This window comes from Glaciihabitans tibetensis (genome assembly GCF_003003265.1).
GTDB classification, from domain to species: Bacteria; Actinomycetota; Actinomycetes; order Actinomycetales; family Microbacteriaceae; genus Glaciihabitans; species Glaciihabitans tibetensis.
This window is the reverse complement of the sequence record NZ_PVTL01000005.1, coordinates 46,387-63,049: the sequence shown is the minus strand read 5'-3', so window position 1 is coordinate 63,049 and position 16,663 is coordinate 46,387. Positions and strand designations below refer to the sequence as shown.

Genomic DNA, 16,663 nt, shown 5'->3' with positions numbered 1-16,663 from the left:
ACTTTCTGGTCAGTGAGCCCTCTGAATCTACGGAAACCGGACGTTTCCTCGGCAACCTACCGGCGAACACTAGGTAACCGACAGGTGTCGCCAAAGTGATCGCTTAGCGGGTGATCGCTGCAAGTTCCGCTCGCGTGGTTGCGCCTACCTTGCGGAGTAGCCGTGCGACGTGAAATTTCACGGTGTTTTCGCTGATCGACAGCTCTTCGGCGATCCTGCGATTGCGGGCGCCGGTCGCAACCCACTGCAGCACTTCCTGCTCCCGCGCGGACAACCCCCAGGCAGTCGCGGCGGCGGCCGAGCTCGCGACCTGCGGGGCGTCGAGCGGGAGCGACACATCCAGCTCGGATCCCCATCCGGCGGTCGCCGCAACCGAAAAGCTGCCCTCGAGGGCAGCCACGCGTGCCGTCAGCTGGCGGAGCGATGGGTCGTCCTCGCTGAGGTCTCCCGGCCCGTCATCGCGGATGTTGATGAGCAGGTTGCTGCCGTCGCAGTCCCATTGCACGCGCACGCGGCCCACGTTCGGTTGCTCGACCAGCGCGAGTACGGCGCCGCGCACGATCGCCCGGCCCGCGTGGGCGACCTCCCCGGGGAGCGCGCGGCCCGACACCGGCGGTTCCACAAATTGCACATCGAGATCGCCGAACCGCACCAGCGGACGCAGGTCATCCCGCAGACGTTCGAACGCGCGTGCCACCGGTTCTTCGCTGAGCACGCGGTCTCGATCGGAGACAGCGCGCAGCTGCACCATGGCTGCGGCGGCGAGATCCGCGGTGACCTGCCGGGCGGCCGCGTCACTCGTGGTGCGTGATCGCAGCACCGCGAGGAGTGATTCCAGCGTCGTCGCGTGTGCCTCGGTCATCTCGGCGATGACGCGGGTGCGTTCGGTGGATGTCGCGCGCGAATCCACGAGGTAGGCAGGAGGAGCGGCACCCACCTGGTGCCGGATGCTCAGAGCCACCAGTTCCCAGGCACTACCGATGGTCGCGACGACGTCGTCGCCCACGGTGTCTTCCGTCAGCACGGGGTCGGTGAGCACAAGCAGTGCGCCGGTGCGCGCCATCCACACCGCCACCTGCCGCGGCGCACCGCCGACGGTCCGCTCGACGGCCCAGAGCGCGGAACCGTCGGTCGGCTGACCCGCACGCACGACGTCGAGCTCGGCGATCGACACCGCCTCGATGATCTGCTTGTCGCCGGCCTTTTTCTGCGGTCGGCCCGTGCAATCCTCGGTAAAGATCACGAGCGCGCCGTGCTCCACCATCGGCGCAAGCACTGCGGAAAACGCGCCCGCGATCTCCAGCAGAGACAGGGACAACACGGCGTGCAGTCCCTCGAGCAGCTCGATCGGGCTGGGACGGGCGCTGGTAGTCATTGCCAAAGCCTACTCATCCGCGCCACGACGCGGCCTGACCTACCCGAATGGGTGGGTGATTCCGTCCTCTCGGCGGGCCGCACGCCCACCCAATGCGACGAATGATGGAGAGATGCCTTCCGCTCCCCGTGCAGCCAATCCCAGTGCAGCCAATCCCAGTGCAGCCAATCCCAGCGCAGCCGCTCCCAGCGCAGCTACTCCCAGTGTCGCCGACTCCCTCCGGATCTTTTCGGGGGAGACCGCGCGCATCGTCGAGTCCTTTACAGGAGCGGATGCCGCGGCCGCGCTCGACGCCGCCGCCCAGCACATCGGCTCGGCTCCCCGCGTGTTCCTGCTCGGGGCGGGCCGTTCGGGCCTTGCGCTGCAGATGACCGCGATGCGCCTGATGCACCTCGGGCTCACCGTTCACGTTGTGGGCGAGGTGACCACGCCCGCCATCGCCCGTGGGGACGTGCTGGTTGCCGCAAGTGGTTCGGGCGCTACCGCCGGAATCCTGCGCTCGGCGCAGACCGCCGTAGACGTCGGTGCCACCATCGTGTGCCTCACCACCGACCCGCAGTCCGCGCTCGCCGAGCTCGCCGCCGTGACCGTGGTGGTGCCCGCTGCCCAGAAACAGGACCACGGCGGCACGCTATCGGTGCAGTACGCCGGCGGGCTGTTCGAGCAGGCGGTCGTGCTGATCGGCGACGCCATATTTCACTCGCTCTGGAAAGCGTCGGGAGCTTCGGCAGACGAGCTCTGGCCGCGGCACGCAAACCTCGAGTAATCGCGAGGGTGAGCACCGAGACATCCGCTCTCGCCCAAAAAACCCACGATCTACATGACTCACACGACCTACATGCCTCACACGAATCATCACGAACACGAAGGAACACAATGAAGCTTCAGGTAGCAATGGACGTTCTGACCACCGCCGACGCTCTCGCCCTCGCGGCGAAGGTTGCCCCGCACGTCGACATCATCGAGCTCGGCACCCCGCTGATCAAGGCTGCCGGCCTGAGCGCCGTCACCGCCATCAAGGAGGCGCACCCCGACAAGATCGTGTTCGCCGACCTCAAGACGATGGACGCCGGCGAGCTCGAGGCCGACATCGCGTTCAAGGCGGGCGCTGACCTGGTCACCGTTCTCGGTGTTGCGGGCGACAGCACCATCTCCGGAGCGATCGCGGCAGGCAAGGCCCACGGCAAGGGCGTCGTCGTCGACCTCATCGGTGTTGCCGACAAGGTGACCCGCGCCCGCGAGGTCGTCGCCCTCGGCGCCGAGTTCGTTGAGATGCACGCCGGGCTGGACGAGCAGGCGGAGGAGGGCTTCACGTTCCAGACGCTGCTCTCCGACGGCGAGACCTCCGGCGTCGACTTCTCCGTCGCCGGCGGCGTGAACATCAGCACCATCGCCTCCGTGCAGTCGGCCGGCGCCACCGTTGCGGTCGCCGGTGGAGCGATCTACAGCGCGAGCGACCCCGCGGCAGCTGCCGCAGAGCTCCGCGCCGCGATCGTCTAACAGAGGCGGCGCTTCCGCACCACCCGACCACGCTTGAGGTACCCCGCAACCCGCTCCGCGGATGGTTGCGGGGTGCCTCATTCGGCGTAGTGAGAGACATTCGGCTACCTCCCAGCCCCAAAGGGGTGCGTGAATTAGATTTACTCCGCGCGGCGAGGGAGAATAGAGGTCATGAACACCAGCGCTGAACCGCGCGCCGAAGCTGCCCCAACTGCCGTTCTGGGTTATACCCTCTGGGCAGTCCTTCGTCGTGACCCTGCACACTCCTCCGCGTCGCTCACCACCGACGACCTCCAGGCACCCCACCACAACGGCCAGGTGCACGACGCCACCGCCGCCGACCCGAGCACCCACGACCTCGATGCGGCGATCGTCGAGATCGCGGCCGCCGGGGTAACCATCCGTGGCTTCTACGACGTGTCGTCGATGCGCGCCGACGCGGATCTGATGATTTGGCTGCACGGAGAGAACCCGGAGAAGGTGCAATGGGCGTTGCGGGAGCTGCGCCGCACCACGCTGCTGCGCCCGCTGATTCCCACGTGGAACGCCATGGGGGTTCACCGCGACGCGGAGTTCACCAGCAACCACCTCCCCGCGTTTATGCGCGGTAAGGAGCCTGAGGCGTGGCTCTGCGTCTACCCCTTCGTGCGCAGCTACGACTGGTACCTGCTGCCCGAGGCCGACCGCCGGCAGATGCTCGCCGACCATGGCCGCCAGGGTGCAGCGTTCCGCCAGGTGCTCGCGAACACGGTCGCCTCATTCGCGCTCGGCGACTACGAGTGGATCCTGGGCCTCGAGGCACCCGAGCTGGTTGACCTGGTCGACCTCATGCGCGACCTGCGCCAAACCGAAGCACGTCGTCACGTGCGCGAAGAAGTCCCCTTCTATACCGGCCGGCGCATCGCCGTCACGGAGATTGCAGAGGTCCTGCGATGACTATCACCAACGGTCTTGTTGCCGGTGCCACCCCGGCGGCTGCCAGCGGCCCCGAGCACGTCGAGGAAGCGGTCGCCTACGACGCCATCCTGCTGACCAGCTTCGGCGGACCGGAAGGCCAGGACGACGTCATTCCGTTCCTGCGCAACGTCACCGGCGGCCGCGGAATTCCCGAGGAGCGCCTCGAAGAGGTGGCCCACCACTACCGTGCATTCGGCGGCATCAGCCCGATCAACGCCCAGAACCGCGCGCTGAAGGCCGCCCTCGAGGAGGAGCTCGCCCAGCGCGGCATCGACCTTCCCGTGCTGTGGGGTAACCGAAACTGGGCCCCGTACACGCGCGAGGCCGTCGCCGAAGCGCACGAGCGCGGCTTCACCAAGCTCCTCGCGATCGGCACCAGTGCATACAGCTCGTACTCCAGCTGCCGCCAGTACCGCGAGGACTACGCGAACGCACTCGACGCCACCGGCCTCGCGGGCGTCATCCAGATCGACAAGGTGCGCCAGTTCTTCGACCACCCCGGCTTTGTCACCCCCTTCATCGACGGTGTCATTCAGGGACTTGCGGATGCCGCGGCCGCCGGTTTCACCCCGGCCGAGACCCACGTGCTCTTCTCGACGCACAGCATCCCCTCCACCGACGCCGCCAAGAGTGGCCCGGCCTCGCGTAACTTCGGACCGGGCGGCGCCTACGAGGCCCAGCACCTGGCCGTCGCCGAAGTTGTGATGGACGCCGCAGAGACCGCGGCGCCCTGGTCGCTCGTGTACCAGTCGCGCTCGGGCCCGCCCAGCATGCCGTGGCTCGAGCCCGACATCAGCGATGCCATGCGCGACCTCGCCGCTGCCGGCACCAAGGCGTTCGTCATTGTGCCGCTCGGCTTTGTCAGCGACCACATGGAGGTCAAGTGGGACCTCGACACCGAGGCCATGGAGACCGCCGAAGAACTCGGCGCCTTCGCGGTGCGGGTTCCTACCCCCGGCATCCACCCTGCCTACGTCAGCGGGCTGATCGACCTCGTGCTGGAACGCGTCCAGGGAACCCCCACGGCCGAACGACCGGCGCTGACCGACCTCGGACCCTGGTACGACGTCTGTCGCTCGGGGTGCTGCGAGAACGTGCGGCTCGGGTTCAAACCCGCGCTCGCGGGATTGGCCCCATGACCCTGTCCGACCCAGCACCATCCACCCGGGTGGGCACCACGGGCACCGGTCCGATCCGGATCGGCACCCGGGGCAGTGCCCTAGCGCTCGCCCAAACCGGATCGGTCGGTCGCGCCCTGACGGCGCGCTCCGGCGTGCCGGTCGAGCTCGTACCCATCAGCACCGAGGGCGACCGCTCGAAGGAATCGCTCGCGAGCCTCGGTGGCACGGGTGTATTCGCGAGCGCGCTGCGGGATGCGCTGCTCGCGGGGCAGTGCGACGCCATCGTGCACTCCCTGAAAGACCTGCCCACCGCGCCGCATCCCGGTCTCGTGATCGCCGCAATCCCGCGCCGAGAAGACGCGCGTGATGCTCTCTGCGCGCGCGACGGACTCACGCTCGACACGCTCCCCGAGGGCTCCCGCGTCGGCACCGGTTCTCCGCGCCGGCAGGCCCAGCTCCGCGCCCTTCGGCCCGACCTTGAGGTCGTCGACATCCGCGGCAACATCGACACGCGTCTCGGCCGGGTCGGCGTCGACCTCGACGCCGTCATCCTCGCCGCTGCGGGACTCACCCGCCTGGGTCGCCTCGGCGCGATCACCGAGTACCTCGGAATCAGTGGCTGGCCGACCGCCCCCGGGCAGGGCGCCCTCGCGATCGAGGTGCGTGCCGGCGACGAGAAGCTGGTCGCCGGTCTCGACCACCGCCCCACCCGCGTGGTGGTGGAAGCCGAACGCCACGTCCTCGCCCTGCTCGAGGCGGGTTGCGCTGCCCCGATTGGCGCAAATGCCCTGATCGAGGAGGGAATGCTGTTCCTTTCTGCCCGGGTCTACAAAATAGACGGGTCCGAGAGCCTCACCAGCTCCCATGCCCTGTATGTTTCGGATGTGACGAAGCCCTCCCTTGACGTAGCCAGCCGGGTCGCCCGCGAGCTTCTGGATGATGGCGCCGCAACGCTCGCGCCCCTCGGGGGAGCGCTGTGACCGCGAAGACCCCCGCCTCCGCCACCAAACCACTCGCCGGCTGGCGCGTACTCGTGCCCCGCGGCGGCAAGTGGGGCGACGGCGTCGCCGCCACCCTGCGCAGCTTCGGCGGCGTGCCGGTGATCGCGCCCATGATCAACTTTGCCTCGGCGGACGACGCCCCGGCCCTCGAACTTGCCCTTACCGAGCTGCAGCACGGCGGCTTCGACTGGCTGGTCGTCACGAGCGCCACAACGGTCGACGTGTTGATGAGCCAGCGCGTAAAAATTCCCGCGTCCACAAAGATCGCCGCGGTCGGCGAGACCACCGGCGCCGCGCTCACCCTCGCCGGCTATCAGGTCGACTACGTCCCCGACGCCGACAACTCCGCGCGCGGGCTGGTGAAGGAATGGCCCCGCACAGAAATCACGGGTCGCGTCCTCATCCCGCAGTCCGACATCGCGGACCCCACCCTCGTCAGTGCCCTCAGCGACCTCGGGCTCGACGTGCAATTCGTTGCCGCCTACCGCACGGTCGGGGTGCCCGTAACAGAATCCATTCGAGCGGATGTCGCCTCCGGGCGGATCCGGGCGATCCTGGTCACCTCGGGCAGCGTCGCGCGCCAGATCGCGCTGCAACTCGGGCCGCTTCCCGAGCAGACCGCCGTCGCCTGCATCGGACCACGCACCGCGTTCGACGCGCGCGCGGCCGGGTTGTCGGTGCACATCATCGCCGAGTTCCGGGCCGCGGACTCGCTGGTTGAAGCGCTCGCCGAGTATGCCCAGAGCGCGGATGTCGGGGGCCGCAGCCCCCTCGACACCGCCCAGATCGACGCCGCCCACATCGACGCGGCGCGCGGAACTGCTCCCTTCGACGCCGCCGCGCATAGTGACACCACGCACACTGACACCACGCACAGCGACACCACACATCGCGCCGCGCCACACAGTGACACCACACACGGCGCTGCCCCACGGAGTGACACCACACACAGCGACACCGCAACGAACGACCGTGCCCCGGAGGCCTGATTTTGTCTGACCCGCTCCACCCCGTCATCCGTCCCCGACGGTTGCGTTCCACCCCGGCGATGCGACGCCTCGTCGTCGAGACCCGAGTGCACCCCGCAGACCTGGTTCTGCCGATGTTCATCCGCGAGGGCATCACCGAACCCGTGAACATCGCGTCGATGCCCGGCGTTCAACACCACAGCCTCGACAGCTTCGAACGCGCACTGGTCGAAGCCGCCGAAGCCGGAATCGGGGGAGTGATGCTGTTCGGAGTCCCCGAGCAGAAGGACGCCGTCGGCTCGGGCGCGATCGACCCCGAGGGCATCCTCAACGTCGCGACACGCATCGCGGCGTCCGCGGTCGGCGACGCGCTCGTGGTGCAGACCGACCTGTGCCTGGACGAGTTCACCGACCACGGCCACTGCGGAGTGTTGGACGCCGCCGGACGGGTCGACAACGACGCCTCCCTGCTGGTCTATCGCGACATGGCCCTGGCGCAGGCCGCCGCCGGATCCCAGCTGGTGAGCCTCAGCGGGATGATGGACGGCCAGGTGGCCGCCGTGCGCGACGTACTCGACGCCAACGGGTACACCGATACCGCCGTGCTCGCCTACGCAGCCAAGTATGCGTCCGCGTTCTACGGCCCGTTCCGCGACGCGGTGAACTCGTCGCTGGTCGGCGACCGCCGCAGCTACCAGATCGAACCCGCGAACCGGCGGGAGGGGCTCCGCGAGGTGGAGCTCGATATCGCCGAGGGCGCAGACGTCATCATGGTCAAGCCAGCGATGAGCTATCTTGACGTTCTCGCAGAGACCGCCGCGATCAGCCCGGTGCCGGTGTGGGCGTATCAGGTGAGCGGCGAATACGCCATGATCCAGGCCGCCGCGGCCAACGGCTGGATCGACCGGGACCGTGCCATCGCGGAGAGCATCGTCAGCATCCGCCGAGCCGGAGCGGACGTGGTGCTCAGCTACTTCGCCGTCGAGTTCGCGCAAATGCTGCAGTCAGAAAAACCCCTGCGCACGCCCACCCGCGGTCGCAAGGGCGGACGGAGAGCCAAATGAACGCCAGCGCCAATGACACCCAGTTCGCTCGTGCCCGGCAGTCCATTCCGGGTGGCGTGAACTCACCGGTGAGGGCGTTCGGCTCCGTCGGCGGAACCCCCCGCTTTATGGTCTCCGCGCAGGGCGCCTACGTCACCGACGTTGAGGGTCACCGCTACGCCGACCTCGTCAACTCGTGGGGCCCCGCCATCCTGGGGCACGCCCACCCCGCCGTGGTCGCCGCCGTGCAGGAAGCCGCCGCTCGCGGCCTCTCCTTCGGCGCCTCCACCCCCGGCGAGACCGAACTCGCGGAGCTGGTGCGCGGCCGGGTGAACAACCACGGTCGCGAAGGGCTCGGCAGTGGCGGACCCGGAGGCGTTGGACTCGGAGGCGGCGTTCGAAGCGACGGCGCTGTCGGCCTCCCGAAAGAAACTCGCAACCCCGTCGAGAAGATCCGCCTCGTCTCCACCGGCACCGAGGCCACGATGACCGCGATCCGGCTGGCCCGCGGCTTCACCGGGCGTGAGCTGCTGATCAAGTTCGCCGGCCACTACCACGGCCACTCCGACGCCCTGCTGGCCGAGGCCGGCTCGGGACTCGCGACTTTGGCGATGCCCGGATCTGCCGGCGTCACCGCGGCAACCGCCGCGCAGACCCTCGTGCTGCCCTACAACGACCTCGACGCGGTACGCCTGGCGTTCGAGGAGCACGGACACAACGTGGCGGCGATCATCGTCGAGGCCGCCGCCGCCAACATGGGCGTTGTCGCTCCGGCGCGCGGCTTCAACCGCGCGCTCTCCCAGATAGCTCATGAGTTTGGTGCCCTGCTGATCATCGACGAGGTGCTCACCGGATTCCGAGTGGGTCCCGCCGGCTGGTGGGGCCTGGAATCGTCGCTGGTGGTGCCGGACGGCGGCGGCTGGGAACCTGACCTGATCACCTACGGCAAGGTCATCGGTGGAGGCCTACCCCTGGCCGCCCTCGGCGGTCGTGCCGATGTGATGGACTTCCTCGCCCCCCTCGGTCCGGTGTACCAGGCCGGCACGCTCAGCGGCAATCCCGTGGCCGTGGCCGCGGGAATCGCGACCCTGCGCGCGGCCGACCGCTCGGTCTATGACCGGCTCGACGCCACCGCGGACACGATCGCATCCGAGGTCTCCGCCGCGCTGTCGACGGAGGGCGTGGAGCACGTGGTCCAGCGGGCGGGAAACCTCTTCTCGTTCGCGTTCACCGCCGAGCCCCCGCGCACCTACGACCAGGTGCGTGCGCAGCAGGCGTTCCGGTATCCGCCGTTCTTCCACGCGATGCTCGACGCGGGAGTGTCCCTGCCGCCGTCAGTCTTCGAGGCGTGGTTCGTGTCGGCGGCCCACAACGGCGAGTCGCTCGGGCAGATCGTCGCTGCGCTTCCCGCCGCGGCGAAGGCCGCGGCCGCCGCGTCCGCGCCGTAACCGCCGGGGCCACCACGCGGGGCCACCACGCGGGGTCGGCAACGTGCTCGGGCCGTGACGTTGCCCCGGGGCATCCGCCTCATCCGCCCCGAGCAGGTAGTTCGCAGCCTGCGGGCTCGTCGCGCGGGCCAAGTCTCAACTTCTGTCGGGTCTGCTTCGGTCAGAGCGACAGAAGTTGAGACCTGAGTTTCGCCGAGCGACCGAACTTGGCACTTCGCTCCGCGGGAGCTGACGTGTCGCGTATGGTCGCTCGGATCGCTTCTGCAGCGACTAATTCCGTCCCCTCGCCGCGGCGAAGCGACGAAACGCGACACTTCGGCGGGTCGGGGCGGAGTCGTGCCGACAAAACGCGACACTTCGGCCGGTCGGGGCGGAGTCGTGCCGACAAAAGCTGACACGTGAGCGGGTGGAGCATGGCCGTGGGTTCGGGGAGTCGACAAAAGCTGACACGTGAGCGGTCGGGGCGCTCGCGTGAGGAGGGGCCCTCGCGGCAGCTACGCGCGGACGTTTACTACCGTGCGGCCGTGCAGCTTTCCCGCGAGGATCTGCTCGCCGGCGGTGATCGCGTCCGCGAGGGGGATCTCGGTGGTGAGGGAGTCAAGCAGGTCGAGGTCGAGGTCGCGGGCGAGGCGACCCCAGGCGGCCAGGCGCAGCTCGCGCGGGCACTCGACCGAGTTGATTCCAGAGAGGTGGATGCCGCGGAGGATGAAGGGGAGCACGGTGGTGGGCAGCTCGACGCCGCCGACCATACCGCAGGCGGCGACGGTTGCGCCGTACTGGGTTTGCGCGAGCGCCGCCGCGAGGGTCTGGCCGCCGACGCCGTCGATCACTCCGGCCCAACGCTGAGATTGCAGTGGGCGGCCGGCGCTCTCGAGTTCGTCACGCCCGATGACTTCTGAGGCGCCGAGTGAGAGCAGGTAGTCACGGTGCTCCGGGCGACCGGACGAGGCGACGACGCGGTGACCCGCGGCGGCGAGCAGCGCGATCGCGATGGACCCAACGCCGCCAGACGCTCCCGTGACCAACACTTCGCCAGAGCCATCGGCAGCGCCGCGGCCCAAGCCTCCGCGCTCGAGCGCGAGCACACTCAGTGCGGCCGTGAAGCCCGCGGTTCCGATCGCTGCCGCGCGACGCGGGCTGATGCCCTTCGGCAACGGCACCAGCCAGTCGCTGTCGACTCGGGCGCGTTCGCTGAGCCCGCCGTTGTGAGTCTCGCCGATGCCCCAGCCGTTGAGAAGTACGGCGTCGCCGACGCGGAGGCCCGCGGCATCCGCCTCAGGAGAACGATCGTCCGGGGCCGAGTCCGCGGCGAGAGAATCGGCGCGAGTGCCCGCGCCGATCTGCGCGATCGTGCCCACCAGGTCGATGCCCGGAATCAATTCGTTGGTGCGCATGACGCCGCGGTCGCCCGCGAGTGCCATGCCGTCTTTGTAGTTGATGCCCGACCAGGTCACGTCGATGAGGACATCGCCCGGTCCGAGGTCGTCGTCCGTGGTGTTCTCGCGGAGGGCGGCGTGAACCGACTTGTCTTCCGCTCGGGTGACGAAGATCGATCGGAACATTGCAACCTGGTTTCTGGCTGCCTCGGCATCGCGTCGGGGCCAGCCCTGGCGGGTGGATGCGGAAGGGCCGGCCGCGACGTGCACGGCCGACCCGACGGAGCAGGTGGTGCAGGTGGAGCAAGTGGAGCAGATGGTGCAAGTGGTGCAGGTGAAGCGGGCAGAACAGGCCTAGCCGAAGAGGACGCGGGCCTCGTCGTAGCGGTCGTCCGGCACGGTGTTGAGCTTGCCGAGGGCCTCAGCGAAAGGAACGGAGACGATGTTGGTGCGCTGGAGAGCGACCATGTGACCCCAGTTCTCGTCGAGCGCGCACTGCAGCGCTGCCATGCCCAGTCGCGTTGCGAGCACGCGGTCGAATGCGGAGGGCGTTCCACCGCGCTGGATGTGACCGAGGGTGGTGGCGCGGGTTTCGATGCCCGTGGCGTCCTCGATCATGGGGGCGATCATCTCGCCAATGCCGCCGAGGCGCGGGCGGCCGAAGGTGTCGAGTCCACGCTCGGAGTGGGCGTCGCTCATGTTGTCGAGCGCGAAGCCCTCGGCAACGACGACGAGCGGCGCGCGGCCGCGGTCCTTGGCGCTGGTGACCCACTCGGTGATCTGCGCGAAGGAGGTCTTGCGCTCCGGGATCAGGATGACGTGGGCGCCGGCGGCCATGCCGGAGTGCAGGGCGATCCAGCCGACGTGGCGACCCATAACTTCGGCGACCATGCAGCGGCCGTGGGAGTCGCCGGTGGTGCGCAGGCGGTCCATGGCGTCGGTCGCAATGCCGACGGCGGTGTCGAAACCGAAGGAGTAGTCGGTGGCGCCGAGGTCGTTGTCGACCGTCTTCGGCACACCCACGATGGGAACGCCCGCGTCGGTGAGGCGCTTGGCTGCGGCCAGAGTGCCCTCGCCGCCGATGGCCATGATCGCGTCGATACCGTTGCGCTTCATGACCTCGTTGACGCGGTCCACACCGCCGATGCCTTCGAACGGGTTCGTGCGGGAGGTGCCGATGATGGTGCCGCCCTGTTTGCTGATTCCCTTGACCTCGTGCCGGCCCAGGGGGAGGAGATCTTCTTCGACCAGTCCGCGCCAGCCGTCACGGAACCCTACAAAGTCGGCCGTGCCGGTCTGCGAGCCCGTCAGTACGGCTCCGCGAATAACCGCATTCAGTCCGGGTGCATCGCCGCCGCTGGTCAGGATTCCGATTCTCATGTCCCCATTCTGCTGCATGCAGCCGGGGTGAACATGAGCGTTTTGCCGTCCTTGGGCAGGCTCATTCGATTAGTTTCGGGGCCGTGGCGGCTCAGAAACCCCCTCTAGAGTCCGAAGGCCTAGTTTCGGTGCACCGCGCACCGGATCGCGTCGGCGTGCTCGTCGCACACCACGAGCTGCTGGCGGCACGAGGGCTCGCCACAGTTCTCCATTCTTTTGGTCGCGGTGCTGCATTCCACACAGGAACCGAGCACCGCGGCATCCCCCGTAAATTCAATCGATTTGCGGTCGTCGAACACGTAGAGCGAGCCATCCCACAGGCCGTCGTTGCCGTATTTTTCGCCGTAGCGCACGATGCCGCCCTCGAGCTGGTACACCTCGGAGAAGCCGCGGGTCACCATCAGCGAGCTCAGCACCTCGCAGCGGATCCCGCCGGTGCAGTAGGTGACGATCGGGGTGTTTTTGAGGTGGTCGTAGCGGCCGCTGTCGAGTTCGGCGACGAAATCGCGGGTGGTTGCGACATCCGGCACGACCGCGTCACGGAACCGTCCGATCTCCGCTTCGAAAGCATTGCGCCCGTCGAAGAAGGTGACCTCTTTCTCGTCGACCAGCGTGTGCAGCTGCTCGGGCGACAATCGTGTGCCGCCGCCCACGACCCCGTCGGCGTCGACGACGAGTTCGTGTGGCGCGCCGAAGCTCACGATCTCATCGCGCACCTTGACGCTCAGTCGCGGAAAGTCGTCGCCGTTGCCCTCGCTCCACTTCACGTCCATCGTCTTGAAGGGCGGGTAGTCGCGGGTCTTACGCAGGTAGCGTTTGACGTCGGCCAGCTCCCCGCCGACGGTGCCGTTGATGCCGTCCTTCGAGAGCAGGATGCGCCCGGTGATGCCCAGCGACTCACAGAGGTCGCGCTGCCACAGCCGGATCGCCTCAGGGTCGGCGAGCGGGGTAAAGCAGTAGAAGAGCAGGATTTTGGGGACAGCCACGAGTTCAGTTTAAGTGAGGCGGATGTCACGGCGCCCGTCATCCGTCATTCAACCGATCGGAGCCCAACTGGGGCGGGCGTGGCGACGGGCTCCCCGCGCGCAACTACGACGGGGTCGCCGCAACGCGGGCGTAGTAGCGCGAGAAGGCCGGGTAGTAGTCGGCCCAGACGGGTAGGGGCAGCGACGAGCGGGCGGCGATCATGCGGTCAAGGTAGTACTCCCAGCCGGGTCCGATGCTGCCCGCCTGCTCCGCGCCCGCCATTCGCTGGGTGAAGAAGACCAGGGTCAGTCCCTGTACCTCGGTGAGGGAGAACCCGATCCGCCAGCGGTTTTCGCCCATGTCGCAGAGAAAGTGAACGCCGGGGTCGCAGATCAAGACGGTCAGCGGCTCAGGCGCGGCGCCCTGTTCGGCGCTCATGGTGAACGACAGGGTGCCCCCGACGGCTGGCTCGCCCTCCCAGGAGCCAATCCATTGGCTCAGGCGACTCGGTGCTGTCAGCCACTCCCACACCTCGCTGGCGGGGGCTTCGATGGCGCGCTCGACGATCAATTCGAGACCGTCTGAGTCCCGAATGACACGCCCATTGGGCCACCGGAGGGTCATTTCGACAGCCTATGCAGCACAGAGTGGCCAGCGGAACCCCGTCGCGGAGCTAGCGTGGGCGCCCAGCCCTCGCAGCGCGTGCCTGTTGGTGCTAGCGGATTTCCGAGATGAGAACCGCGGTCGTGCCTTCGTCCTGCGCGTCAAAGATGTGAGGAGCGTCTCCTGGGTAACAGAGGTAGTCGCCGGGAGACATGGCGAGGGGGGATGCCGCGGGGCCGACGAGCGCGGTCCCGGTCATCAGGATCACGTGTTCGACTGTGCCGCGGGTGTGGGGAAGAGACGATTTGGGACTGCCGGGTTCAACGTGCACCAGGTAAATGTCCCGGCGCGCGTTCGGGGGACTGGCGGACAGGAGCGCCGCCACGTAGCTGCTGTTTGCCGAGCTGATACGCGGCGCATCGGCCGCGCGAATCAAGGTGACGGGTTCGGGTGTTTCATCGACCAGACGCGCAAATGGCACGCCGAGCGCATCGCCGAGTGCCCACAGCGTTTCCACGCTCGGATTGCCGCCACCTGATTCAAGCTGAGAGACGGTGGCCTTTGATATACCCGCGCGCCTGGCGAGTTCCGACACCGTCAGACCTGCCGCAGTGCGCTCGCGCTTGATGGCTGATCCGATTCGGGAGCCGAGCTGTTCAACCATTGGCCCATTATATCGAACGGATGATTAGTTTGACAAACACTCTCCGACCGTTCAGGATAACTAGCATGCGTTCATCCAATCGAACGGCCAGCCCGGTTGCGTCCGCGATAGCCATCGCGACCGCAGTGCTTGTAGTGGGGGTGGCGTATGGATTGACCGCGCTCGCAGCCGGCTTTCCACCCTGGCTCGTCATCCTCGCGGCGATTCTTGTGCTCAGTGCATCGTCGGAGTTGCTGTTTGTCGGGGTCATTGCGGCCGGCGGTCTGCCCGGGGTCGCCGTCGCAGCAGCACTACTGGTGAACCTTCGCAATATCGTCTACGGAATTTCCGCGTCCTCGTTCCTCCCGACGCCGCGCATCGCGCGATATCTGACCGCGCATCTTGTCAACGACGAGACGGTGGCGTTTGCGTTGACCCAGCAGAAACCGGCACAGCGACTTGCCGCCTTTCGAATGGTTGGGGTCGCTATCTTGATCGCTTGGCCAGTCGGTGCGGCGATTGGCGTGCTTGTCGGATACGTCGTGCCCGACCCCGCCCATCTTGGTTTGGATGCTGCCTTCCCGGCGATCTTTGTTGCGATCCTCAGCGGATGCATCAGGCGCAGCGCACTAGCGCCCGCAGCAGCTGGCGCGACAATTGCCGCAGCCCTGACCCCGTTCGTCGCGACTGGCCTCGCCCCGATCCTGGGCCTAGCCGGTCTCCTGACATCTGTTCGAAAGCGCAAGAATCGTGCCTGACGTCAATCTTTTTCTCGCGGTGCTCGTTCTAGCTGTCGGCACCTACGCCACCAGACTCGGTGGGGTCGGCTTTGGCGGGTCTCGCCTGGCCCGACAATTCGAGCAATGGACCGAACCGGCCGTGATCGTGCTTCTCGCGGGGGTCGCGACCACTGGGGCGCTCTACGACGGACAGGAATTCGCCGGGTGGGCCCGCGTCGCCGGAGTGGCAGTAACCGCCCTCGCGGCCGCGATCCGGGCTCCATTCGTCGTTGTCGTGCTGGTTGCGGCCGCCATTACCGCAGGCCTGCGGGCTGTCGGAGTTCATTGACTCGGCGCGGGTGACTTCGTCATCGCCCAGCAGGCCAACAGCCCAAGTCGGTAGCGAGCGGCGGCTCAATTATCCGACTAGCGCGCGCAGAGTTTGATTCCTCGGGCTGGTGCGCCGCAGGCGGCGCGGATGCACGTACGCTCGGAGGATGTACGGAAAGACGGTGACGCCAGCAACCTTTCCTAACGTGCGCGTTCAGCTGGCCTCTCCCCCATCGTCGCAGTCGTTCTTGCAGCCGTCACCGCCGCTCTCGACCGTCTACGAACCCGCCGACCCCGTGAACCTGCGGCAGACGCTCGGCCCACTGAGCCGCGGGGCGGGCGACCCGACACTTCGCTGGGACGGTCGCGGCGTCTGGCGCACCCTCGCCACCGCGGACGGCCCGGCAACGCTGCACCTCGCGCAGGCCGACGGCATTACCGCAACCGCCTGGGGCCCGGGCGCCGAACGGGCGATCGCGGGAGTGCCCGAATTGTGCGGGCACGGCGATGATTGGAGCGAGTTGGATGTCTCGGGGTCGCCGTTCCTCGCCGAGGCCCGCCGTCGCGCGCCGGGCCTGAAACTGCTGCGCACCAACGCGGTGTTCGAGGCACTCGTGCCGGCGATCCTCGAGCAAAAGGTGACGGGTGTCGAGGCCCGCCGGAGTTGGCGCCAGCTCGTCTTGTCTCACGGCACCCCCGCACCCGGCCCTGCCCCGGACGGGATGAGGGTAATCCCCGATGCGCACACCTGGCGACATATTCCATCCTGGGAATGGCACCGGGCGGGCGTTGGTCCGCAGCGTTCACAGACGATTCTGCGTGTCGCTGCGGTGGCTTCCTCTCTCGAACGAACGCTCACGCTCGGCCGCGGCGGACCCGAGGTGGCGAAACGGCTGCGATCACTGCCCGGCGTCGGAATCTGGACCGCCGCGGAGACAACCCAGCGCTCCCACGGCGACGCGGACGCCCCGAGCGTCGGCGACTATCACCTGCCGTCGCTCGTCGGTTGGGCTCTAATCGGCAAACCGGTCGACGACGACGGCATGCTCGAGCTACTGGCCCCATGGGCCGGCCACCGGCAGCGCATCATGCGGTTGATTGCGGCCAGCGGCGTCTCGAAGCCCCGCTTTGGTCCCAGAATCACCATCCAGGACCACCGCGGCCACTGATCGCGCAGCCGCCCTCGGACGCGCCGCTGGACGCGTCGAAAGGACGCGCGTCGAAAGGACGCGC

The 16,663-nt window shown here is 67.9% G+C and carries 18 protein-coding genes; 12 read left to right on the top strand and 6 right to left on the bottom strand.

What is annotated here, in order from left to right; genetic code table 11:
• Window positions 1-103: 103 nt before the first annotated feature.
• Entirely contained in the window at window positions 104-1,375 is a 1,272-nt protein-coding gene (locus B0I08_RS18160) for a helix-turn-helix transcriptional regulator (protein ID WP_106212445.1), read from the bottom strand.
• Between the two features lie 112 nt (window positions 1,376-1,487).
• Between B0I08_RS18160 and hxlB the strand changes: the two genes are divergently transcribed.
• From hxlB to hemL, 8 genes are all read left to right on the top strand, one after another.
• Window positions 1,488-2,141 carry a 6-phospho-3-hexuloisomerase gene (gene hxlB, locus B0I08_RS10095; RefSeq protein ID WP_106212443.1) on the top strand — a complete coding sequence of 218 codons (654 nt, stop codon included), beginning with the start codon at window positions 1,488-1,490 and terminating at the stop codon, window positions 2,139-2,141.
• Between the two features lie 110 nt (window positions 2,142-2,251).
• Complete coding sequence (hxlA, locus tag B0I08_RS10090) at window positions 2,252-2,875, top strand: 3-hexulose-6-phosphate synthase (protein WP_106212441.1); 624 nt, start codon at window positions 2,252-2,254, stop codon at window positions 2,873-2,875.
• Window positions 2,876-3,046: 171 nt separating this feature from the next.
• Window positions 3,047-3,811: a hydrogen peroxide-dependent heme synthase gene (gene hemQ, locus B0I08_RS10085; protein WP_106212439.1), complete on the top strand. Its 765-nt coding sequence runs from the start codon at window positions 3,047-3,049 to the stop codon at window positions 3,809-3,811.
• Window positions 3,808-4,971 carry a ferrochelatase gene (locus B0I08_RS10080; protein ID WP_106212437.1) on the top strand — a complete coding sequence of 388 codons (1,164 nt, stop codon included), beginning with the start codon at window positions 3,808-3,810 and terminating at the stop codon, window positions 4,969-4,971. The genes hemQ and B0I08_RS10080 overlap by 4 nt, the downstream gene beginning before the upstream one ends.
• Window positions 4,968-5,933 carry a hydroxymethylbilane synthase gene (gene hemC, locus B0I08_RS10075; protein ID WP_106212435.1) on the top strand — a complete coding sequence of 322 codons (966 nt, stop codon included), beginning with the start codon at window positions 4,968-4,970 and terminating at the stop codon, window positions 5,931-5,933. Before B0I08_RS10080 ends, hemC begins: the two co-directional genes overlap by 4 nt.
• Window positions 5,930-6,943 carry a uroporphyrinogen-III synthase gene (locus tag B0I08_RS10070; RefSeq protein ID WP_106212433.1) on the top strand — a complete coding sequence of 338 codons (1,014 nt, stop codon included), beginning with the start codon at window positions 5,930-5,932 and terminating at the stop codon, window positions 6,941-6,943. The genes hemC and B0I08_RS10070 overlap by 4 nt, the downstream gene beginning before the upstream one ends.
• Window positions 6,944-6,945: 2 nt before the next feature.
• Window positions 6,946-7,986 carry a porphobilinogen synthase gene (hemB, locus tag B0I08_RS10065; RefSeq protein ID WP_281260206.1) on the top strand — a complete coding sequence of 347 codons (1,041 nt, stop codon included), beginning with the start codon at window positions 6,946-6,948 and terminating at the stop codon, window positions 7,984-7,986.
• A complete protein-coding gene (gene hemL / locus B0I08_RS10060; protein WP_106212429.1) occupies window positions 7,983-9,413 on the top strand; it encodes a glutamate-1-semialdehyde 2,1-aminomutase in 1,431 nt (476 codons plus the stop codon). Before hemB ends, hemL begins: the two co-directional genes overlap by 4 nt.
• 494 nt (window positions 9,414-9,907) lie before the next feature.
• Here the strand turns inward: hemL and B0I08_RS10055 are convergent, their stop codons facing one another.
• Window positions 9,908-10,975 carry an MDR family oxidoreductase gene (locus tag B0I08_RS10055; RefSeq protein WP_106212427.1) on the bottom strand — a complete coding sequence of 356 codons (1,068 nt, stop codon included), beginning with the start codon at window positions 10,973-10,975 and terminating at the stop codon, window positions 9,908-9,910.
• Between B0I08_RS10055 and B0I08_RS17585 the strand changes: the two genes are divergently transcribed.
• Window positions 10,953-11,147 (top strand): hypothetical protein, encoded by a 195-nt coding sequence (locus tag B0I08_RS17585; RefSeq protein WP_146134381.1) that lies wholly within the window; start codon window positions 10,953-10,955, stop codon window positions 11,145-11,147. The genes B0I08_RS10055 and B0I08_RS17585 overlap by 23 nt on opposite strands.
• Here the strand turns inward: B0I08_RS17585 and B0I08_RS10050 are convergent.
• The 4 genes from B0I08_RS10050 to B0I08_RS10035 form a co-directional block, all read right to left on the bottom strand.
• Complete coding sequence (locus B0I08_RS10050) at window positions 11,144-12,169, bottom strand: ATP-dependent 6-phosphofructokinase (RefSeq protein WP_106212425.1); 1,026 nt, start codon at window positions 12,167-12,169, stop codon at window positions 11,144-11,146. The two genes, B0I08_RS17585 and B0I08_RS10050, sit on opposite strands and share 4 nt — an antisense overlap.
• Before the next feature lie 119 nt (window positions 12,170-12,288).
• A complete protein-coding gene (trhO, locus tag B0I08_RS10045) occupies window positions 12,289-13,155 on the bottom strand; it encodes an oxygen-dependent tRNA uridine(34) hydroxylase TrhO (RefSeq protein ID WP_106212423.1) in 867 nt (288 codons plus the stop codon).
• 103 nt (window positions 13,156-13,258) lie between these two features.
• Window positions 13,259-13,759 (bottom strand): SRPBCC domain-containing protein, encoded by a 501-nt coding sequence (locus tag B0I08_RS10040; RefSeq protein WP_106212421.1) that lies wholly within the window; start codon window positions 13,757-13,759, stop codon window positions 13,259-13,261.
• Window positions 13,760-13,850: 91 nt separating this feature from the next.
• The gene (locus tag B0I08_RS10035) at window positions 13,851-14,402 is read right to left on the bottom strand and encodes a helix-turn-helix domain-containing protein (protein WP_106212419.1); all 552 of its coding nucleotides are present in this window, start codon (window positions 14,400-14,402) and stop codon (window positions 13,851-13,853) included.
• A 65-nt stretch (window positions 14,403-14,467) separates the two neighbouring features.
• On the opposite strand from B0I08_RS10035, the gene B0I08_RS10030 reads away from it, so the two are divergent.
• The 3 genes from B0I08_RS10030 to B0I08_RS10020 all read left to right on the top strand — a co-directional run bounded on the left by B0I08_RS10030 (window position 14,468) and on the right by B0I08_RS10020 (window position 16,599).
• Complete coding sequence (locus B0I08_RS10030; RefSeq protein ID WP_181243377.1) at window positions 14,468-15,139, top strand: AzlC family ABC transporter permease; 672 nt, start codon at window positions 14,468-14,470, stop codon at window positions 15,137-15,139.
• The gene (locus B0I08_RS10025) at window positions 15,132-15,449 is read left to right on the top strand and encodes an AzlD domain-containing protein (RefSeq protein WP_106212416.1); all 318 of its coding nucleotides are present in this window, start codon (window positions 15,132-15,134) and stop codon (window positions 15,447-15,449) included. Before B0I08_RS10030 ends, B0I08_RS10025 begins: the two co-directional genes overlap by 8 nt.
• Before the next feature lie 148 nt (window positions 15,450-15,597).
• A complete protein-coding gene (locus B0I08_RS10020; RefSeq protein ID WP_245884749.1) occupies window positions 15,598-16,599 on the top strand; it encodes a DNA-3-methyladenine glycosylase family protein in 1,002 nt (333 codons plus the stop codon).
• Window positions 16,600-16,663 lie beyond the last annotated feature (64 nt).